Source organism: Klebsiella sp. NPDC088457 (genome assembly GCF_044900465.1).
In the GTDB taxonomy this organism is placed as follows: domain Bacteria; phylum Pseudomonadota; class Gammaproteobacteria; order Enterobacterales; family Enterobacteriaceae; genus Klebsiella.
Genome location: NZ_JBJDNH010000014.1, coordinates 21,036 through 36,073, shown reverse-complemented (window position 1 = coordinate 36,073; position 15,038 = coordinate 21,036). Strand labels below are relative to the sequence as shown.

Genomic DNA, 15,038 nt, shown 5'->3' with positions numbered 1-15,038 from the left:
TCATCCTCAATGGGGTAAAGGTGAGCGTTTTCGGGCATCGATCGTCGCCCAGGTGTGGATCAGCAGGCCGAAGAGCGCGAGGATGGCTCCGACCCAGCCGGTGGACTGCCAGCCGAAACCGGCGGAAATGGTGACGCCGCCCAGCCAGGCTCCCAGCGCATTGGCGATGTTAAACGCGGAGTGGTTCATCGCCGCGGCCATGGTTTGCGCATCGCCGGCAACGTCCATCAGGCGGATTTGCAGTACCGAAGAGAGCGACACCATGGTGCCCACCAGCATTACGGTTATCGCGCCGGGCCACGCGTAATGTGCGGTATAGACGTAGGCGCTCATCACCACAATCGCCCAGACCAGCAGCAGACGAATGGTTTTTTCCAGGCCGCGATCCGCCAGACGGCCGCCAACGATATTGCCGATAATCATCCCAAAGCCAAACATCGCCAGGATGACCGGAATCATGTCTACCGGCTGGTGGGCCAGTTCCAGCATCGTCGGCTTCACGTAGCTGAATATCGAGAACATCCCGCCGCTGCCGATGGCGCCGATCGCCAGCGTCAGCAGCACCTGCTTGCGGGTCAGCGCCGTCAGCTCGCGCAGCGGGCTGGCCGCTTTATCGCCGGCGCGCCATGGCACCCAGGCGCGCACCAGAATCAGCGTCAGTACGGCCAGGCCGCCAACGATAGCGAAGGCGCTGCGCCAGCCGAACAGCTGGCCGATGGCGGCCACCGCCGGCACCCCCAGCAGATTGGCGATGGTCAGGCCAAGCAGCACCATCGATACCGCCTGAGCGCGTCGCGAGCGGTCCACCAGGCTGGCGGCCAGCAGCGCGGCAACGCCGAAGAAGGTGCCGTGCGGAAACCCGGCGACGAAGCGCGCCAGCAGCATGGAATAGTAGCCCGGCGCAACGGCGCTCAGCAGGTTGCCGGCGGCGAACATCGCCATCAGGGCAATCAGAAAGTCCCGTCGCGCCCAACGTGCGCCGAGGACCGCCAGCAGCGGCGCGCCGACTACCACCCCCAGCGCGTAGATACTGATCAGATGGCCGGCCGATGGAATCGACACCTGCAGCCCGCTGGCCGCATCGGGCAGCAGGCCCATAATAACGAATTCGCCGGTACCGATAGCGAAACCGCCCGTGCCGAGGGCGAACAGCGCCTTCAGCAGAGCGAGGCGCGACAGGGAAACTTCGCCAGCATCCGTCTCGCGAGGAGGTTCATTGACTGATGAGCTCATTTTTATTTTGACTTGTGCAGGTGAACAACAAAACGCGCCCCGGGCAGCGCACTGCTCGGGGCGCGTCACTCTTTTTACCACGCTTAGCGGCGGTGCGGCGGCGCCATGAATTCCGCACCCAGCGGTTCGGCGATGTGCTGCGCGAGGATCGCGTCGATCTCCTGCTTATCCTCCGCGGTAAGCTGCCAGCCGGCAACCTCTTCGAGCCCCGCCAGCTGCTGCGGACGACGGGCGCCCCACAGCGCAACGGTCGGGCCGGCGTCGAGGACCCAGCGCAGCGCCAGCGCCATCACGCTTTTGCCGAAGCGCTGCTGAGCGAAGGTTTTCAGCGCCGCAACCGCCGCCAGGTAGTGGGCATAGCGCGGCGGCTGGAACTTGGGATCGATACTGCGCAGATCGTCTGTGCCAAATACCGTATCCGGCGTCATCCGCCCCGACAGCAGGCCGCGGCAGATGGCGCCGTAGGCGAGGACCACCAGCTGATGTTGTTCGGCATAAGGCAGCAGCTCGCTTTGCGTTTTTCCGCGCTCAAACAGATTGAGCGGCGGCTGCAGGGTCGCCAGCGGCGCCGCGCTGCGGAACCGATCCATCTGCGCCGGAGAGTAGTTGCTGACCCCCAGCGCACGAACTTTTCCCTGCTGTTGCAGATCTTGCAGGACGCGGGCCGTCTCTTCGAACGCCACCAGCTCGTCCGGCCAGTGGACCTGATACAGGTCAATATAGTCGGTTTGCAGGCGGCGGAGCGAGTCTTCAATCTCCTGGCGGATACGCTGCGGGGTGGAATTGCGGGTAATGCGTCCCGCGTCGTCCCACTCCAGGGCGACTTTAGTGGCGATAATCGCCCGCTCGCGGCGGCCCGCCAGCGCCTTACCGACCACCTCCTCGGAGTGGCCGAAGCCGTAGGCCGGGGCGGTATCGATAAGATTGATGCCGCGGTCCAGCGCTTCGTGCAGCGTGGCGATCGACTGCTCGTCATGGCTGCCGCCCCACATACTGCCGCCCATTGCCCAGGTACCAAGACCGATACGGCTGACCGGTTGTGAAATGCCGGCGATGTGAATCGTTTCGATTGCCATGTTCCCTCCTGTCGATAGTTGGGAACTATACTAACTCATGTTAAGTTGAATTAATTTCAACGAACCCTTGATGACAGAGGGCACTTTTATGCCTGCACCGGTCCGCGGCGAACTCGCCGATCTGAACGTATTTTTAACTATCTGCCGGCGCAAAAGCTTTCGCCTTGCGGCCTCGGAGCTTGGCGTATCGACCTCCGCGCTAAGCCATACCATGCGCGGACTGGAAGAACGGCTGGGGGTGCGTCTGCTCAATCGTACCAGCCGTTCGGTGGTGCCGACCGATGCCGGCGAGGCGCTGCTCGGCCATCTGGAAACGGGCTTTTCCCATATCCGCCTGGCGCTGGATGAATTGGATCATTACCGCGAATCTCCGGTAGGGCGACTGCGGATTAATATTCCCCGCGATGCGGCCCAGCTGCTGTTTGCCCCGGTGCTGGCGAAATTTATGGCGATGCACCCGCGGCTGCAGCTGGAAATCACCGTCGATAATACGCTGGTGGATATCATTGGCAGCGGCTATGACGCCGGGATCCGCTATGGCGAGAGCGTGCCGCGCGACATGATTGCCATGCCGCTGACCCGCAAGCTGAAGTGGATTGTGGTGGCTTCCCCGGCGTATCTGCACAATAACGCCCATCTTCCTCTGCACCATCCCGACGATCTGTTGCAGCATCAGTGTATCCGCATGCGGCTCGGTAACGGGACGCTGTACAAATGGCAGCTTAACCACGCCGGGGAAGCGCTGGCGCTGGATGTTCCCGGCTCGCTGATCCTTAACGAGACCGAGATGATTATCGATACCGCCCTTAACGGCTTTGGGCTGGCCTATTGTCTGGAGGTGCGGACGCGCCCGCTGCTGGAAAGCGGGCGGCTGGTACAGGTGCTTCCCGGGTGGAAATGCGAAGATGAACCGATGGTGATGTATTACCCCAGCCGCAGGCAGCTCCATCCGGGCCTGCGAAAATTGATTGAGATGATGCGCACGGCGACGCTGTAAAAGAGAGAAAAGGGCATCAGCACCGTTTTTTCTTTCCGCTCCGGCGGTAAGTTACGGGGTCACGTCATGCTAACAGCGTGAATTATCCTTCTCCAGGCCAGCTCCTGCAGGTCGCCAGCGGGCATCAGCCGGCGCGGATAGGCTCTTCGCCTGTTTTGTAACGGCCAGGCCGCCCTCCCCAATAAGACGCCTTCCCGATCCTGTATCGACAGCGCTGCCGCGACAGATTCGCATTCCGGCATTGACAGGTAAACTACCAACTAGTAGGTTTGTTTGGCGTGGGGCATAACCACAATGAGACCGCGCGGCGATAACGACCCGCGGTTTTGTGCAAATAAACTTTTGACCTGCCGGAGCGCCTTCTCGCCTCCCGGTCTGCGGATTCAATGCAATAGTGTGAGCAAAAATATGACAATCTCTTCACTCTCTGGCAGGCAGAAAATAGTGCGCCTGCTGCTGGTCGCTATTATTCCCCTGGCCGTGATAGCGCTGTTTCTGTGGGCGGGCGGCTGGCTGACGCCGCATCGTTTCACCTCTGACAAGCTGGTTACGGTGCTGCAACAATCGGGCGGCGAGCATCCGGGCTTTCGCCGCAACCATGCCAAAGGCGTATGTGTCGTGGGGCGCTTTATCTCCAATGGCCATGCCAGTTCCCTGTCGCGGGCAGCGCTGTTCGCACCGGGAGAAACGCCGGTCACCGGACGTTTCGCCATTGCCGGCGGCAACCCCGACGCGCCGGATTATGCCGTTCCCGTGCGCAGTATGGCGCTGGAGTTCAGGCAGCAGAATGGCGAACAGTGGCGGACAGGCATGAACGCCATGCCGCTGTTTCCGGTTTCCACCGTTGAAGAGTTCTACGAACTGCAAACCGTCACCTTGCCTGACCCGGCAACCGGCAAGCCCAACCCGGAAAAGCTGAAGACGTTTGTGGGCGCGCACCCCCAACTGCAGCGCTATCTGGCCTGGGCAAAGCAGTACGTTCCCTCATCCAGCTGGGCGAGCGATCGCTATAACAGCCTGAATGCGTTCCGTTTTATCGACAAGACGGGGGCAGAACATCTGGTTCGCTGGAGCATGGTGCCGCATACCGGCTATCAGCCCATTAGCGAGGCGGATAAACGTGATAAAGACTTCCTGCAGCAGGATATTGCACAGCGCCTGGCGCAAGGGACGCTGAAGTGGGATCTGGTAATCACCGTCGCCCGACCTGGCGACGTGGGAAACGATGCCGCCAGCGTCTGGCCTGACGATCGGCAAACTATCAATGCCGGTACGCTTGAGCTGACAAGCGCCGTGGCGCAGCAGAACGGCCCATGCAACGATATCAATTACGACCCCCTGATTCTCCCGAACGGTATTGCCGCCTCAGACGATCCGTTACTCAATGCGCGTTCGTCAGCCTACGCCAAATCGTATAACGCCCGCACCCGTGAACAATCCCAACAGTCAGGAGCCCACTTATGAAACAGGTCGCTCATTTCCATCCGGCGCTGCGCTTCCTGCACTGGCTGATGGCCGCCGCTATCATGGCGATGCTCTTTATTGGCGTCGCCATGGTCGCAACGGTTTCGTCGCTGCATGCGTTACTGGTGTCTATACATAAGCCGCTGGGGCTGATGATTCTGCTGCTGGTGGTGGTGCGGCTATGGCTCCGTTTTTACACCGCCGTGCCGCCGCTGCCGGCTTCGGTACCCGCCTGGCAACGGGGGCTGGCGCATCTCTCGCACTGGGCGCTGTACGCGATGATGCTTCTCCAGCCGCTTATCGGCTGGGCGATGCAATCGGCGGCGGGGTATCCCATCTCTGTGGCGGGCGTCTTTATTTTACCGCCGCTTACGCCGGTGAATAATGACTGGTATGCCGTCCTGCGCCCGCTGCATTCGCTGGTGGCGCTGGCATTGTTTATCACCGTTATGCTGCACCTGGCCGCCGCGCTATTCCATGCCCTGGTGCGACGCGATGGCGTCTTCGAAAGTATGTCCGGTCGCGGCAGGCGATAAGTTCGGCGAACTGACCAGCAAAGCCGTGCCGAATCATATCGGCACGGCTGGGGGTTAATCCGGGTTCATGGCGCGGAAAAGCGTATCAAAGGTTCCCTCTTTTTCCGCCCAGCGCCGTGCTTTATCCCCCTCAAGCAGGATCTCTCCGTTCGGGTGCTGATGATTTTCGATTAACGCCATTACGCGGGAGATATATTCCGCCAGCGGCATGGCCCGGGGATCGGTGGCCTGAGCGCTGCCCGTGAGTTCCGTCTGCACATAAGGCGGAGAAAGTTCGAGGACTTCGACGGGGATATGACGCATCTGGTGACGTAAAGAGATCAGCCAGGAGTGCAGGAACGCTTTGCTGGCGCAGTAGGTTGGGAAGTCGGTTCTTGGCACAAACGCCAGCGCGGAGCTGGTTGCCATGAAGGTGGCATCCGGCTGTCCGATAATCAGCGGCATAAAGGCCGCCGCGGTGCGTAGGGGGCCGAGAATGTTGGTGCTGACTATCTCCTGAGCGGCGTCTGTCTTCCAGCCGTCCGCGATGAAACGCTCTGTGCGTGAAATACCGGCATTGGCAATCAGCACGTTCAGATCGGGAAAGCGCTCTCTGACCTCGGCGGCGACCGCGTCAAGCATCGCATCATCGAGTATATCGAGCCTGAAGCCGGTCATACCCGGATGTGCGCGGGTCATTTCATCGAGCAGGGACTGGCGGCGTCCGGTAATGATGACCCGGTTGCCGCGTGCGTAAAACGTTTCGGCCAGCGCGCGACCGATACCACTGGTGGCGCCAGTAATCAGCAGGGTATTACCGCTAATTTTCATAACAATGTCCTCTCCGGCTGGAATGGGTGGAAATGCGGCGAGGGGACTATCGGCATTGCCGTGGATGAGGATAGCCTGGATGAAAAACAGGACGTCGCCGCTGACGATCCCCGTACTCTCTGCTGAGACCCTGGGGCATCCGGGCGCGTTGGATGACGGTAACGCCTACGGCATTGTGGAAATGCCTGATGATTATATTTACCGCATCCTGGACAGGCAAGAGGATTATCACTCCCACGCGGCGCATAAAAAACCCGGCGGGATGAGGCCAAAAAGGAAGACGCATTTGTGGGAAGGGGAGCGATATGTTGCGCCCGAACGGCTGGACACAGCATTTTCATCATCAATAAGCAGACTACCTGTTGGTAGGTTTTCCACCAACGCTCTGATAGTATGCATCTTATTGAGCGGTATATTGACACCGGGATCTGACCATGACGACTGAGCGTTCATCGAAAGCAAACGAAATTATTTCTTATACCCGGCAGCTGCTGACCTGCGGCGGCTACCGCAGTTTCAGCTTCGCCGATATCTCGGAAAAGGTGAACATCCGCAAAGCGAGCATTCATCACCATTTTCCCAGCAAGGCAGACCTGGTCAAGGTCGTCGTCACCGGGTATCGCGAAGAGGCCCGGGCCGGAATGCAGGCGATGAGTCGCCAGATAAACAACCCGGCGGCGGAGCTTCAGGCCTACGCCGACTACTGGGCGACCTGTATTCGTGAGGGATCCTCACCTTTTTGCATCTGCGCGCTGCTTGCCGTCGAACTGCCGACGCTGCCGCCCGAGGTGGCCAGCGAAGTCAGCGGGCATTTCACCGATCTTACCGACTGGCTGGCTTCGCTCCTGCGTAAAGGAGAGAGCGAAAAGCGCTTTCAGCTACGCGGAACCCCTGAGAACGTGGCGAACCTGCTGATGGCGACGGTGCACGGCGCGATGCTGTCGGCTCGCGCCTTTGATGATGCGGCCGTTTTCCCGAGAATTGTGCAGCCGGTGATCGATAGCATTATTATTAGTGATTGATATTGCTATAGAAACAGGCGGTGTATTTTTCTCACTCATTTTACCTACCCTCTTGCGGCCCATACCAGTATCAGACAGCCATGGCGGGAAGTGGAGGCTCAGCTCACTGCGGAAAGCGTACGCGCCTACCTCGTTTCCGCTACGCTTTTACCTATTCTCACCGCCGGGAGATGGCGTTTGCCCGATACGGTAGTCCCGGGAAAAGCATCGATGAGCTATGCCGCAAGACGGGTTAAGTTCCGTCCCGGATGGCGAGCCTCAGACAGAAAGCAAAAAGCCCGCTTACGTTTCCTTAAGCGGGCTTTTTAAATATGGCTCCTCTGACTGGGATCGCCTTTGCCAGTAACTGGCTGATTGGTAAGCTAAACCTTGATTCACTCTCTGGCAAGATCAGCAGAATGACCACCAATCATTCCAGCAACGCTGGATAGGTGAGTTATTGAGCTCGACGCATCGACGGGTATGGGATTGTCCGTTTGGCACGGCACGTGAAAATGGTCCATTCGGTACTAAATTAGGTTTACCAATTTATATTGGTACGCCTAACGCTGGCGGTTCAGTCGTAACCACGTCGGGTTTGATCTTTATCGTAGCCGCGACGATAACTTGATACTAGCCATTGATATCACCTCCGGTAAAACTATCTGGTCCAGGGCACTTTCTGCAGGTGCTCTATAGGATAGGTCAAAGCAGGGGGAGCAGTGGGCTAGCGATGTGGATGCCAGCCGCCTGGTTGGAGCCTCTGCCGTGGCGACTCTGCATTAGACCCCAGTGTTCATGAAACAATTACAAAAAGCCAAAGACGAATTTTCCCGCCTGAAAAAAGATGATCACAATTATCCATGCTCAAATGTAACAACCACTGACTGTTGAGTGAAGAACACGGTGTTCATTTACCTTCGACAGCTGCTATTCCGGTGCCCCGTTTTCTTCCGGGGTACCGTTTTCCTGATAGTGACGAGACAAAAGCGCCGGTCATGGCGTTCGGAATTCTGTTATCAGCCATATGACCTGAAGCACACGGCTAAATGGAAAGGTCAGTAACATAAAAGTCATAATAAATTAGATTTTTTATTTAAATCAATTTGTTATGTGTGTTTTCTTCACCGAAAAAGAAAATGAGTAATGCTTTTTTGTGAACTTAGGCACAAATCTTAACGACGCTGGTTGCGTGATTTGTGTTGTCAGGGGTAACGTTTAAACAAGTTGAGCATGGTTGTACATAGACAAGTATACCTGTCATTTTTTGAATCCTTAAGCATTGACAGCCATTATGAGGCCAAGTGATATGTCGTTAAATTCAAGACTTGAACCTGAACTCATTATCCTGAATGAGCCCCCCCAGAACAGAAACACCCTGTTCAGTTCCGTTAGTAAGTTACTGCTTTTAAAAAACTATGTAGAACCGAGCTACCCGGAGGCATTGATTGCCCGGGAAGAAGATCATCCAACGGCAATGCAGTTGGAAAGAATGGGGGTCGCTATCCCTCATGTTGATGTCGAGCATATCCGGGAAGAAAAACTGGTCGTGGTAACCTGCCCTGAGGGGATCGTATTTAATCAGGCTGAAGATCCCGACTGTACTATGAAAGTAAATGTCATTTTCTTTTTACTGCTCAAAGAAAAAGATGCACACCTCGAATTTCTGATGAAGCTAATTTCGCTTTTTCAGCGCAGCAATGAAATGGATAAAATCCTTTGGGCGAAATCAAAGGATGATGTTATGGAGCTTTTAGCAAAGAATCTGTATTAAACCGTCTTAACATTTGTTCTTATTACCTCGTTATTCTTATTACTATATCTGGAGTCTGAAATGAACAAGAAAATTATCTTCGCCTGTACCAGCGGTATTGCGACTTCTGCGGTAGCAACTGAAAAAGTGGTTCAGTACTGTAAAAGCCAGGGTATTAACGTTGAGCCTATTCAGTCTAATATCGGCACGATTGGCAAACAGGATGGAATGGCGGATCTCATTATCGTGACATCTGCGGTTAAGACGGAACTGAATACCCCGGTCCTGAATGGCCTTCCTTTGCTGACCGGATTTGGCGAAGAAGAATTACTGGAAAAAATCGTAGCCATCCTTAAAAAATAAAGGTGAGCATGATGGATAAAGTATTTTCCGCCGTCCAGTATATTCTGGGGCTCGGTCCGACGATCATGTTGCCGATAATTATATTTATCATGGCAATGTGTCTTCAGACCGGTTTTAGCCGGGCATTACGCTCGGCGCTGACCATCGGTATGGGCTTCATCGGCATCTTTCTGGTCTTTGGTTTACTGGTCGACAGCCTGGGTCCGGCTGCTAAGGAAATGGTCAGTCACACTGGGATCGATTTGCCGGTTGTTGACCTTGGCTGGACACCGCTTGCTGCTATTGCCTGGGCTTCTCAGGTCGCACCATTCGTTGTGCCGATGACTATCGGTATTAACGTGCTGATGCTGACCCTGAACTGGACTAAGACAGTCGATATTGATGTCTGGAACTTCTGGCATTTCTCGATGGTCGGTGCCATGGTTTACGGGGTAACCGGTAACTTCTTCTTTGGTCTGCTGATTGCAGGTGTCACCGCAGCGATTACGTTCGTGATGGCTGACTGGTGTGCACCGATGATCCAGAAGTATTTCAATCTGCCGGGAATTTCCTTGCCAACACTGTCATCGGTTATTTTCTTTCCGATCGGCGTGCTGGGGAATATGGTGCTCGATAAAATCCCGGGTATTAACAAACTTAACGCTGATCCGGATCAGATCCAGAAGCGCTTTGGCGTCTTTGGCGAGCCGATGATGTTAGGGGTGATTCTGGGAGCAGGGATTGGCCTGCTGGCGGAATATGATGTTAAAGGCGTTCTTAACCTGGCGATGAGTCTTGGTGCGGTGATGCTGATTATGCCCCGCATGGTTAAGCTGCTGATGGAAGGCCTGCTACCATTGTCGGACGCCGTGCGTAGCTTCCTGAAGAAACGGTATCCTGACCGCCACGATCTATATATTGGTCTGGATATCGCGGTTGCGGTGGGGCATCCGTCCGTGTTGTCGACAGCACTGCTGCTGATTCCGGTTGGCGTACTCCTGGCGGTAGTTCTGCCTGGTAACCGCTTGCTTCCACTGGGTGACCTGGCGAACATTTGGGTACCGATATCCATGGTGGTACTGGCCTGTCGCGGCAATATTGTCAGGGCGTTCATCATTGGCATTCCATGCCTGGCGGTGAACCTGTATGTGGCTTCGGCAGCGGCGCCTATCCTGACCAAAATTGCACGGGATATGAACTTCCCGCTGAAAACGGATGGTGAAATCTCCAGCTTGCTGGATGGTGGTAACCCGTATCGTTTCTGGGCAGTCAAAATCTTTGAAGGAAATACCATTGCCCTGGTGCTTATTCCTGTCATCTTCCTGCTGTGCCTGTGGTTATATCGTGTCACCAAAAAACAACTGAAAGCAGAAGAAGTAGCAGAAAATGAAGCCGCTTCGGCTGATATTCCGGTAGCAAAATAATCCTGTCTATTCGAAAGCAGAGGGAACTGCTTTTGAATTAAACAAACGTTGTCCCTTGCAAAAAAAGGGGAGAGTGATGTATACGATCGGAATCGATGTGGGTACGACCAATTGTAAGGTGTGTTTGTTCGCTATTCCTTCTCTGGAATTAATGAATCAGTACAGTTTCAGAACGCCTAAAATTGTTGACGGAGAAAATACTGATTTTGATGTCCGCCTCATCTGGGAAGGGGTCATCCATGGCCTCAGAACAATAACCAATATTCTGGATGATGCGGAGCAAATCAGCGCCGTAGCGGTCGCCAGTGTGGGAGAAGCCGGCGTTCTGCTTGATGATAACGATAATGTCGTTGGTCCGGTACTGACCTGGTATGACACCCGGCCTAAACAACAGCTGGAAAATATTATTTCCGCCATGGATATCGAACATATCTATGAAATAACCGGTATCCCTGCACATTCAAATTACAGCATCAATAAAATTAAGTGGTTGCAGGATAATATCAGCAATGCCCATGAAGGCCGGAAATGGTTATGCCTGGCGGAATATATTGCTTTTAAATTATCTGGGGTGAAACGTTCGGAATATTCCCTGGCTTCACGTACGATGGCATTAAATATTACTGAGATGAACTGGGATGAACAGCTCATTACTGCTGCTGAACTTTCCCCTTCTTTATTTAGTCCGCTGGTCCACGCCGGGGAAGCGATTGGTACCGTCGCGGCAGACGTCTCTGAACTGACCGGACTGACGGTGGACACTCGCGTCGCCATCGCCGGGCATGACCATATGTGCGGTTCCGTGGCCGTCGGGTTGACCAGTGAAGATCAGATCCTGAATTCCACAGGGACAACAGAGGGATTACTGGTGGTGACCGAAGCAGTCAACAACACCGAACGGTTCTTTCGTGCCCGGGTGTCAAATGGCATGCATGTGCTTCCAGGGCTCCATTCCCTGTATGCCTCATTACCTTCTGCCGGGTATGCCATTGAATGGTTCAGAAACCTCTTCGAGCTCGATATGCCCGCCTTCCTGAGAATGGTGGATACGCTTCGCCACGAGCAGGACATGGCTGTGGCTGACGCGCTTGACGGTATCTTCATTCCCCATCTGCGGGGCAGCGGACCTCCGGACAGAAACACCTGGTCCCGGGCATTAGTTTACGGTCTTGATGATAAGTCCCGACCGGAAGACGTTCTGCGCTTTGTGTTCCAGGGGTTGTGCTTTGAACTGCGAAACCTGCTGGATTTATACGAAACGCTGATCGGAAAAAATTATCCGGTCGTGAATGTGATTGGGGCCGCCTGCAAAAACCCGTACTGGTTGCAGCTTAAGGCCAATATTCTTAACCGAGAAATTGTGGCCTGTAATGTCAATGAGGCCGTGAGCAAAGGGGCCGCCATGCTGGCAGCGAAAGCTGCAGGTGTGGACGTGGAATCTCTTCCCGGAACAGCTGAAGAACAGACCCGACGCTACCTGCCGGAGAGTGATGCCGTGATGCACTATCAGGCAATTTACACTCAGATCTATAAGCCGCTTTATGAATCCAAGATGCGTACTGAGCGTCTCTGTAATGGAGTTAACTAATGAAAGCCAGCGTTTACTACAGTAAAAATGATATTCGGTATGAAGATGTCGAGGTGCCAGAAATTGGCGACGGTGACATGCTCATCAAAATGCACTCCTGTGGCTTGTGCGGTACCGATATTCATAAAGCGCAGCACCAGACGGTGACCGGCCCGGTGATCCTCGGCCATGAAGTGTCAGGGGAGGTGGTGAAAGTCGGCAAGGATGTTACCCGCTACCGGGTTGGTGAACGGGTGGTGACCGCCATTCATGTTCCCTGCTTTAACTGCCATTACTGTGATCGAGGGTTCTTCACTCTGTGCGATCAGTTCAAGAAAACTAATCTGGAACCTGGCGGGTTCAGTGAGTTTATTCGTATCCCACGCCTGCACGTTGAACATCTGACGCACCGGATTATCGACGGTCTTGACTGGGATCGGGCGGCAATGATCGAGCCTGTCGCCTGTTGCCTGCATGGCCTGAAATCATCCAATATCCATCCGAAAGATACGGTGCTGGTTCTGGGCTCCGGTACCATTGGCCTGGTCAGCGCACAACTGGCGGCATTGAAAGGCGCCTCGACGGTGATTGTATCCGACCTTTCCCGGTTCAAGCGTGAACTGGCGCTGAAGGTGGGGGTTACCCACGCAATCGATCCGGCAAACGAAGATGTCGAAACCCGGGTAGCAGAAATTACCCAAGGGAAAGGTCCGGATGTGGTGATCATCGCCGCCGGGGTCTCGTCCCTGGTTTCTCAGGCGGTCAATGTTGTACGCCGCGGGGGGAGAATTGTTGTGTTCTCACCATTTGATAAAAATCCGGTTGTGGAAATTGATGCCAGCAGACTGTTCCGGGATGAAATTTCAATCGTGGGCACCTATTCACTAACGCCTTATGACATGAAAGAAGCGATTGAGATTGTGGAAAAAGACAAAATCAATACGAAGGACATGATCACCCATACCTGGCCGTTGTCCCGTATTGCTGAAGCGATTGAGTTTGCTTCCAATCCGGATAATGACGTCCTGAAAGTCATTATTAAAGCTGACGTATGACGGATGTGCCTCCGTATTTCTGTACGGGGCCTCTGCAGAATGGAAAGCGTTGCCGTACGGACATCTGTATGTTGGGCTGAAACTGTGAAGTTGGTCATATAGTTAAATTTTTAAAAACGCTGTATTATCATGAGTTGTTCATACTTGTATACAGATGATCTACACACAGGAGAAGCATCACATGAGTACCATACTGCAAGACTCTGAAATTCCATTATATATGCAGGTTTCTGAATGGATCCGCGGGAAAATCTATAAGGGTGAGCTGGGTAAGGGGGATCGGATCCCTTCCGAAAATCAGATCATGGAAATACTTCAGGTTAGCCGAGGCACGGTTAAAAAAGGTGTCACCATGCTGGTCAATGAGGGGTTGTTGGTTCAGGTGCAGGGAAAGGGGACTTTTGTGAAGAAAGAAAATATCTCCTACTCCCTGGGAGAAGGATTGTTATCTTTCGCGGAGTCGCTCGAAAGCCAGCACTTATCTTTTACGACGGAGGTCATTGACTCCTGTATAGAAAAGGCGTCAAAAGGGGTGGCCGCAAAGCTGCAGATAGAACCCGGTACACCTATTTTTTATCTTAAACGAATCCGTAGCGTGGACGGAGAAAGGGTTATGTTAATTGAAAACAGAATCAATATTTCGCTGTGTCCGGGAATAACTGAGGTTGATTTCAATAAGCAAAACCTGTTTCAGACTGTCGAAGCCATGACGGGACGAAAAATTGAATATTCTGAAAGTCGCTACGCCGCAAAAATTGTGGGTAGCGAACGGGGACACTATCTGGAAGTGAATGAAGAAGCACCGGTGCTTCATCTCGAACAACTGGTATTCCTCGATAATCATATGCCATTTGATTTCGGCAATGTCTGGTTGAAATCAGATAAATATTATTTGGGTACAGTACTTCAACGAAGAAAGAGGTAAATATCATGCCATTAGTAAACGGTAATATCCTGCTCGATCGTATCCGTGAAAAACGTGTCCTGGCGGGTGCATTCAACACCACCAACCTGGAAACCACTATTTCTATTCTGGACGCGATTGAGCGTTCAGGATTACCTAACTTTATTCAGATTGCACCGACAAATGCAAAATTGTCGGGTTATGATTATATCTATGAAATTGTGCGTAAACGCGCGGCGACCATGGATGTGCCGGTCAGTCTCCACCTTGACCATGGTAAAGAGCTGGATGATGTTAAGCGGGCTGTTCGTGCAGGCTTCACCTCCGTGATGATTGACGGAGCAGAGCTGCCGTATGAAGAAAATATTGCGTTTACTAAAGAAGCCGTCGACTTCTGCAAATCTTTTGGCGTGCCCGTTGAAGCGGAGCTCGGCGCGATTCTGGGTAAAGAAGATGACCACGTCAGCGAGGCCGACTGTAAGACGGATGTGAATCAGGTTCGTCGGTTTGTGGAAGAGACTGGATGCAGCATGCTGGCAGTTTCCGTCGGTAACGTTCACGGTCTGGAAGATATTCCGCGCATTGATATTCCGTTGCTGCAGGAAATTGCCAAAGTATGCCCTTGCCCGCTGGTTATCCATGGTGGTTCCGGCATTGATGAAGATATCATCCGCAGTTTTGTAAAATATAACGTCGTGAAGGTTAATATTGCCAGCGATCTGCGTAAGGCATTTATTACCACAGTGGGTCAGGCGTGGACGCAAAATAACAATGAAGCAAATTTGGCTAAAGTGATGTCCGGTGCGAAAGCGGCAGTAGAAGCGGACGTTTACAGCAAAATTCTGATGATGAATAAGGCGTCCTGATATACCTTTT

Annotated in this window: 16 protein-coding genes and 1 pseudogene; 14 read left to right on the top strand and 3 right to left on the bottom strand. The window is 53.8% G+C overall.

The window, feature by feature from the left end:
- Positions 1 to 6 precede the first annotated feature (6 nt).
- A complete protein-coding gene (locus tag ACI2JR_RS10995; protein WP_462478536.1) occupies positions 7 to 1,233 on the bottom strand; it encodes an MFS transporter in 1,227 nt (408 codons plus the stop codon).
- Positions 1,234 to 1,316: 83 nt separating this feature from the next.
- Positions 1,317 to 2,309 carry an aldo/keto reductase gene (locus ACI2JR_RS10990; RefSeq protein WP_132724917.1) on the bottom strand — a complete coding sequence of 331 codons (993 nt, stop codon included), beginning with the start codon at positions 2,307 to 2,309 and terminating at the stop codon, positions 1,317 to 1,319.
- An 88-nt stretch (positions 2,310 to 2,397) separates the two neighbouring features.
- On the opposite strand from ACI2JR_RS10990, the gene ACI2JR_RS10985 reads away from it, so the two are divergent.
- From ACI2JR_RS10985 to ACI2JR_RS10975, 3 genes are all read left to right on the top strand, one after another.
- Positions 2,398 to 3,306: a LysR substrate-binding domain-containing protein gene (locus ACI2JR_RS10985; protein WP_462478535.1), complete on the top strand. Its 909-nt coding sequence runs from the start codon at positions 2,398 to 2,400 to the stop codon at positions 3,304 to 3,306.
- A gap of 408 nt (positions 3,307 to 3,714) precedes the next feature.
- Positions 3,715 to 4,770 (top strand): catalase family peroxidase, encoded by a 1,056-nt coding sequence (locus tag ACI2JR_RS10980; protein ID WP_462478534.1) that lies wholly within the window; start codon positions 3,715 to 3,717, stop codon positions 4,768 to 4,770.
- The gene (locus ACI2JR_RS10975) at positions 4,767 to 5,306 is read left to right on the top strand and encodes a cytochrome b (RefSeq protein ID WP_132724911.1); all 540 of its coding nucleotides are present in this window, start codon (positions 4,767 to 4,769) and stop codon (positions 5,304 to 5,306) included. The genes ACI2JR_RS10980 and ACI2JR_RS10975 overlap by 4 nt, the downstream gene beginning before the upstream one ends.
- A gap of 54 nt (positions 5,307 to 5,360) precedes the next feature.
- On the opposite strand, the gene ACI2JR_RS10970 is transcribed toward ACI2JR_RS10975, so the two are convergent.
- Positions 5,361 to 6,116 carry an SDR family oxidoreductase gene (locus tag ACI2JR_RS10970; RefSeq protein ID WP_132724909.1) on the bottom strand — a complete coding sequence of 252 codons (756 nt, stop codon included), beginning with the start codon at positions 6,114 to 6,116 and terminating at the stop codon, positions 5,361 to 5,363.
- Between the two features lie 79 nt (positions 6,117 to 6,195).
- On the opposite strand from ACI2JR_RS10970, the gene ACI2JR_RS10965 reads away from it, so the two are divergent.
- The 11 genes and pseudogenes from ACI2JR_RS10965 (at position 6,196) to ACI2JR_RS10915 (ending at position 15,028) form a co-directional block, all read left to right on the top strand.
- Positions 6,196 to 6,561 carry a hypothetical protein gene (locus ACI2JR_RS10965; protein WP_462478533.1) on the top strand — a complete coding sequence of 122 codons (366 nt, stop codon included), beginning with the start codon at positions 6,196 to 6,198 and terminating at the stop codon, positions 6,559 to 6,561.
- Positions 6,551 to 7,138, top strand: coding sequence for a TetR/AcrR family transcriptional regulator (locus tag ACI2JR_RS10960; protein WP_462478532.1), 588 nt, complete (start codon positions 6,551 to 6,553; stop codon positions 7,136 to 7,138). The genes ACI2JR_RS10965 and ACI2JR_RS10960 overlap by 11 nt, the downstream gene beginning before the upstream one ends.
- 606 nt (positions 7,139 to 7,744) lie before the next feature.
- Entirely contained in the window at positions 7,745 to 7,816 is a 72-nt protein-coding gene (locus ACI2JR_RS10955; protein ID WP_462478591.1) for a hypothetical protein, read from the top strand.
- Positions 7,817 to 7,831: 15 nt separating this feature from the next.
- Positions 7,832 to 8,011: pseudogene (locus tag ACI2JR_RS10950) on the top strand (hypothetical protein); the annotation flags it as partial.
- Positions 8,012 to 8,426: 415 nt separating this feature from the next.
- Complete coding sequence (locus tag ACI2JR_RS10945; RefSeq protein ID WP_165905615.1) at positions 8,427 to 8,891, top strand: PTS sugar transporter subunit IIA; 465 nt, start codon at positions 8,427 to 8,429, stop codon at positions 8,889 to 8,891.
- Positions 8,892 to 8,951: 60 nt separating this feature from the next.
- Positions 8,952 to 9,233, top strand: a complete 282-nt coding sequence (locus tag ACI2JR_RS10940) for a PTS sugar transporter subunit IIB (protein WP_048024389.1) — start codon at positions 8,952 to 8,954, stop codon at positions 9,231 to 9,233.
- An 8-nt stretch (positions 9,234 to 9,241) separates the two neighbouring features.
- Positions 9,242 to 10,636 (top strand): PTS galactitol transporter subunit IIC, encoded by a 1,395-nt coding sequence (locus ACI2JR_RS10935; protein WP_462478531.1) that lies wholly within the window; start codon positions 9,242 to 9,244, stop codon positions 10,634 to 10,636.
- A 76-nt stretch (positions 10,637 to 10,712) separates the two neighbouring features.
- Positions 10,713 to 12,224 carry an L-fuculokinase gene (locus ACI2JR_RS10930; protein ID WP_462478530.1) on the top strand — a complete coding sequence of 504 codons (1,512 nt, stop codon included), beginning with the start codon at positions 10,713 to 10,715 and terminating at the stop codon, positions 12,222 to 12,224.
- Positions 12,224 to 13,258 (top strand): zinc-dependent dehydrogenase, encoded by a 1,035-nt coding sequence (locus tag ACI2JR_RS10925; RefSeq protein WP_132724899.1) that lies wholly within the window; start codon positions 12,224 to 12,226, stop codon positions 13,256 to 13,258. The genes ACI2JR_RS10930 and ACI2JR_RS10925 overlap by 1 nt, the downstream gene beginning before the upstream one ends.
- 181 nt (positions 13,259 to 13,439) lie before the next feature.
- A complete protein-coding gene (locus ACI2JR_RS10920) occupies positions 13,440 to 14,183 on the top strand; it encodes a GntR family transcriptional regulator (RefSeq protein WP_048024381.1) in 744 nt (247 codons plus the stop codon).
- Between the two features lie 5 nt (positions 14,184 to 14,188).
- Positions 14,189 to 15,028, top strand: coding sequence for a class II aldolase (locus ACI2JR_RS10915; protein WP_048024379.1), 840 nt, complete (start codon positions 14,189 to 14,191; stop codon positions 15,026 to 15,028).
- The last annotated feature ends 10 nt before the right edge of the window (positions 15,029 to 15,038 follow it).

Excerpts from the sequence above, each read along its gene's own strand:
- ACI2JR_RS10995 (WP_462478536.1), bottom strand. The coding sequence starts at position 1,233 with ATGAGCTCATCAGTCAATGAACCTCCTCGCGAGACGGATGCTGGCGAA.
- ACI2JR_RS10990 (WP_132724917.1), bottom strand. The coding sequence starts at position 2,309 with ATGGCAATCGAAACGATTCACATCGCCGGCATTTCACAACCGGTCAGC.
- ACI2JR_RS10985 (WP_462478535.1), top strand. The coding sequence starts at position 2,398 with ATGCCTGCACCGGTCCGCGGCGAACTCGCCGATCTGAACGTATTTTTA.
- ACI2JR_RS10980 (WP_462478534.1), top strand. The coding sequence starts at position 3,715 with ATGACAATCTCTTCACTCTCTGGCAGGCAGAAAATAGTGCGCCTGCTG.
- ACI2JR_RS10975 (WP_132724911.1), top strand. The coding sequence starts at position 4,767 with ATGAAACAGGTCGCTCATTTCCATCCGGCGCTGCGCTTCCTGCACTGG.
- ACI2JR_RS10970 (WP_132724909.1), bottom strand. The coding sequence starts at position 6,116 with ATGAAAATTAGCGGTAATACCCTGCTGATTACTGGCGCCACCAGTGGT.
- ACI2JR_RS10965 (WP_462478533.1), top strand. The coding sequence starts at position 6,196 with ATGAAAAACAGGACGTCGCCGCTGACGATCCCCGTACTCTCTGCTGAG.
- ACI2JR_RS10960 (WP_462478532.1), top strand. The coding sequence starts at position 6,551 with ATGACGACTGAGCGTTCATCGAAAGCAAACGAAATTATTTCTTATACC.
- ACI2JR_RS10945 (WP_165905615.1), top strand. The coding sequence starts at position 8,427 with ATGTCGTTAAATTCAAGACTTGAACCTGAACTCATTATCCTGAATGAG.
- ACI2JR_RS10940 (WP_048024389.1), top strand. The coding sequence starts at position 8,952 with ATGAACAAGAAAATTATCTTCGCCTGTACCAGCGGTATTGCGACTTCT.
- ACI2JR_RS10935 (WP_462478531.1), top strand. The coding sequence starts at position 9,242 with ATGATGGATAAAGTATTTTCCGCCGTCCAGTATATTCTGGGGCTCGGT.
- ACI2JR_RS10930 (WP_462478530.1), top strand. The coding sequence starts at position 10,713 with ATGTATACGATCGGAATCGATGTGGGTACGACCAATTGTAAGGTGTGT.
- ACI2JR_RS10925 (WP_132724899.1), top strand. The coding sequence starts at position 12,224 with ATGAAAGCCAGCGTTTACTACAGTAAAAATGATATTCGGTATGAAGAT.
- ACI2JR_RS10920 (WP_048024381.1), top strand. The coding sequence starts at position 13,440 with ATGAGTACCATACTGCAAGACTCTGAAATTCCATTATATATGCAGGTT.
- ACI2JR_RS10915 (WP_048024379.1), top strand. The coding sequence starts at position 14,189 with ATGCCATTAGTAAACGGTAATATCCTGCTCGATCGTATCCGTGAAAAA.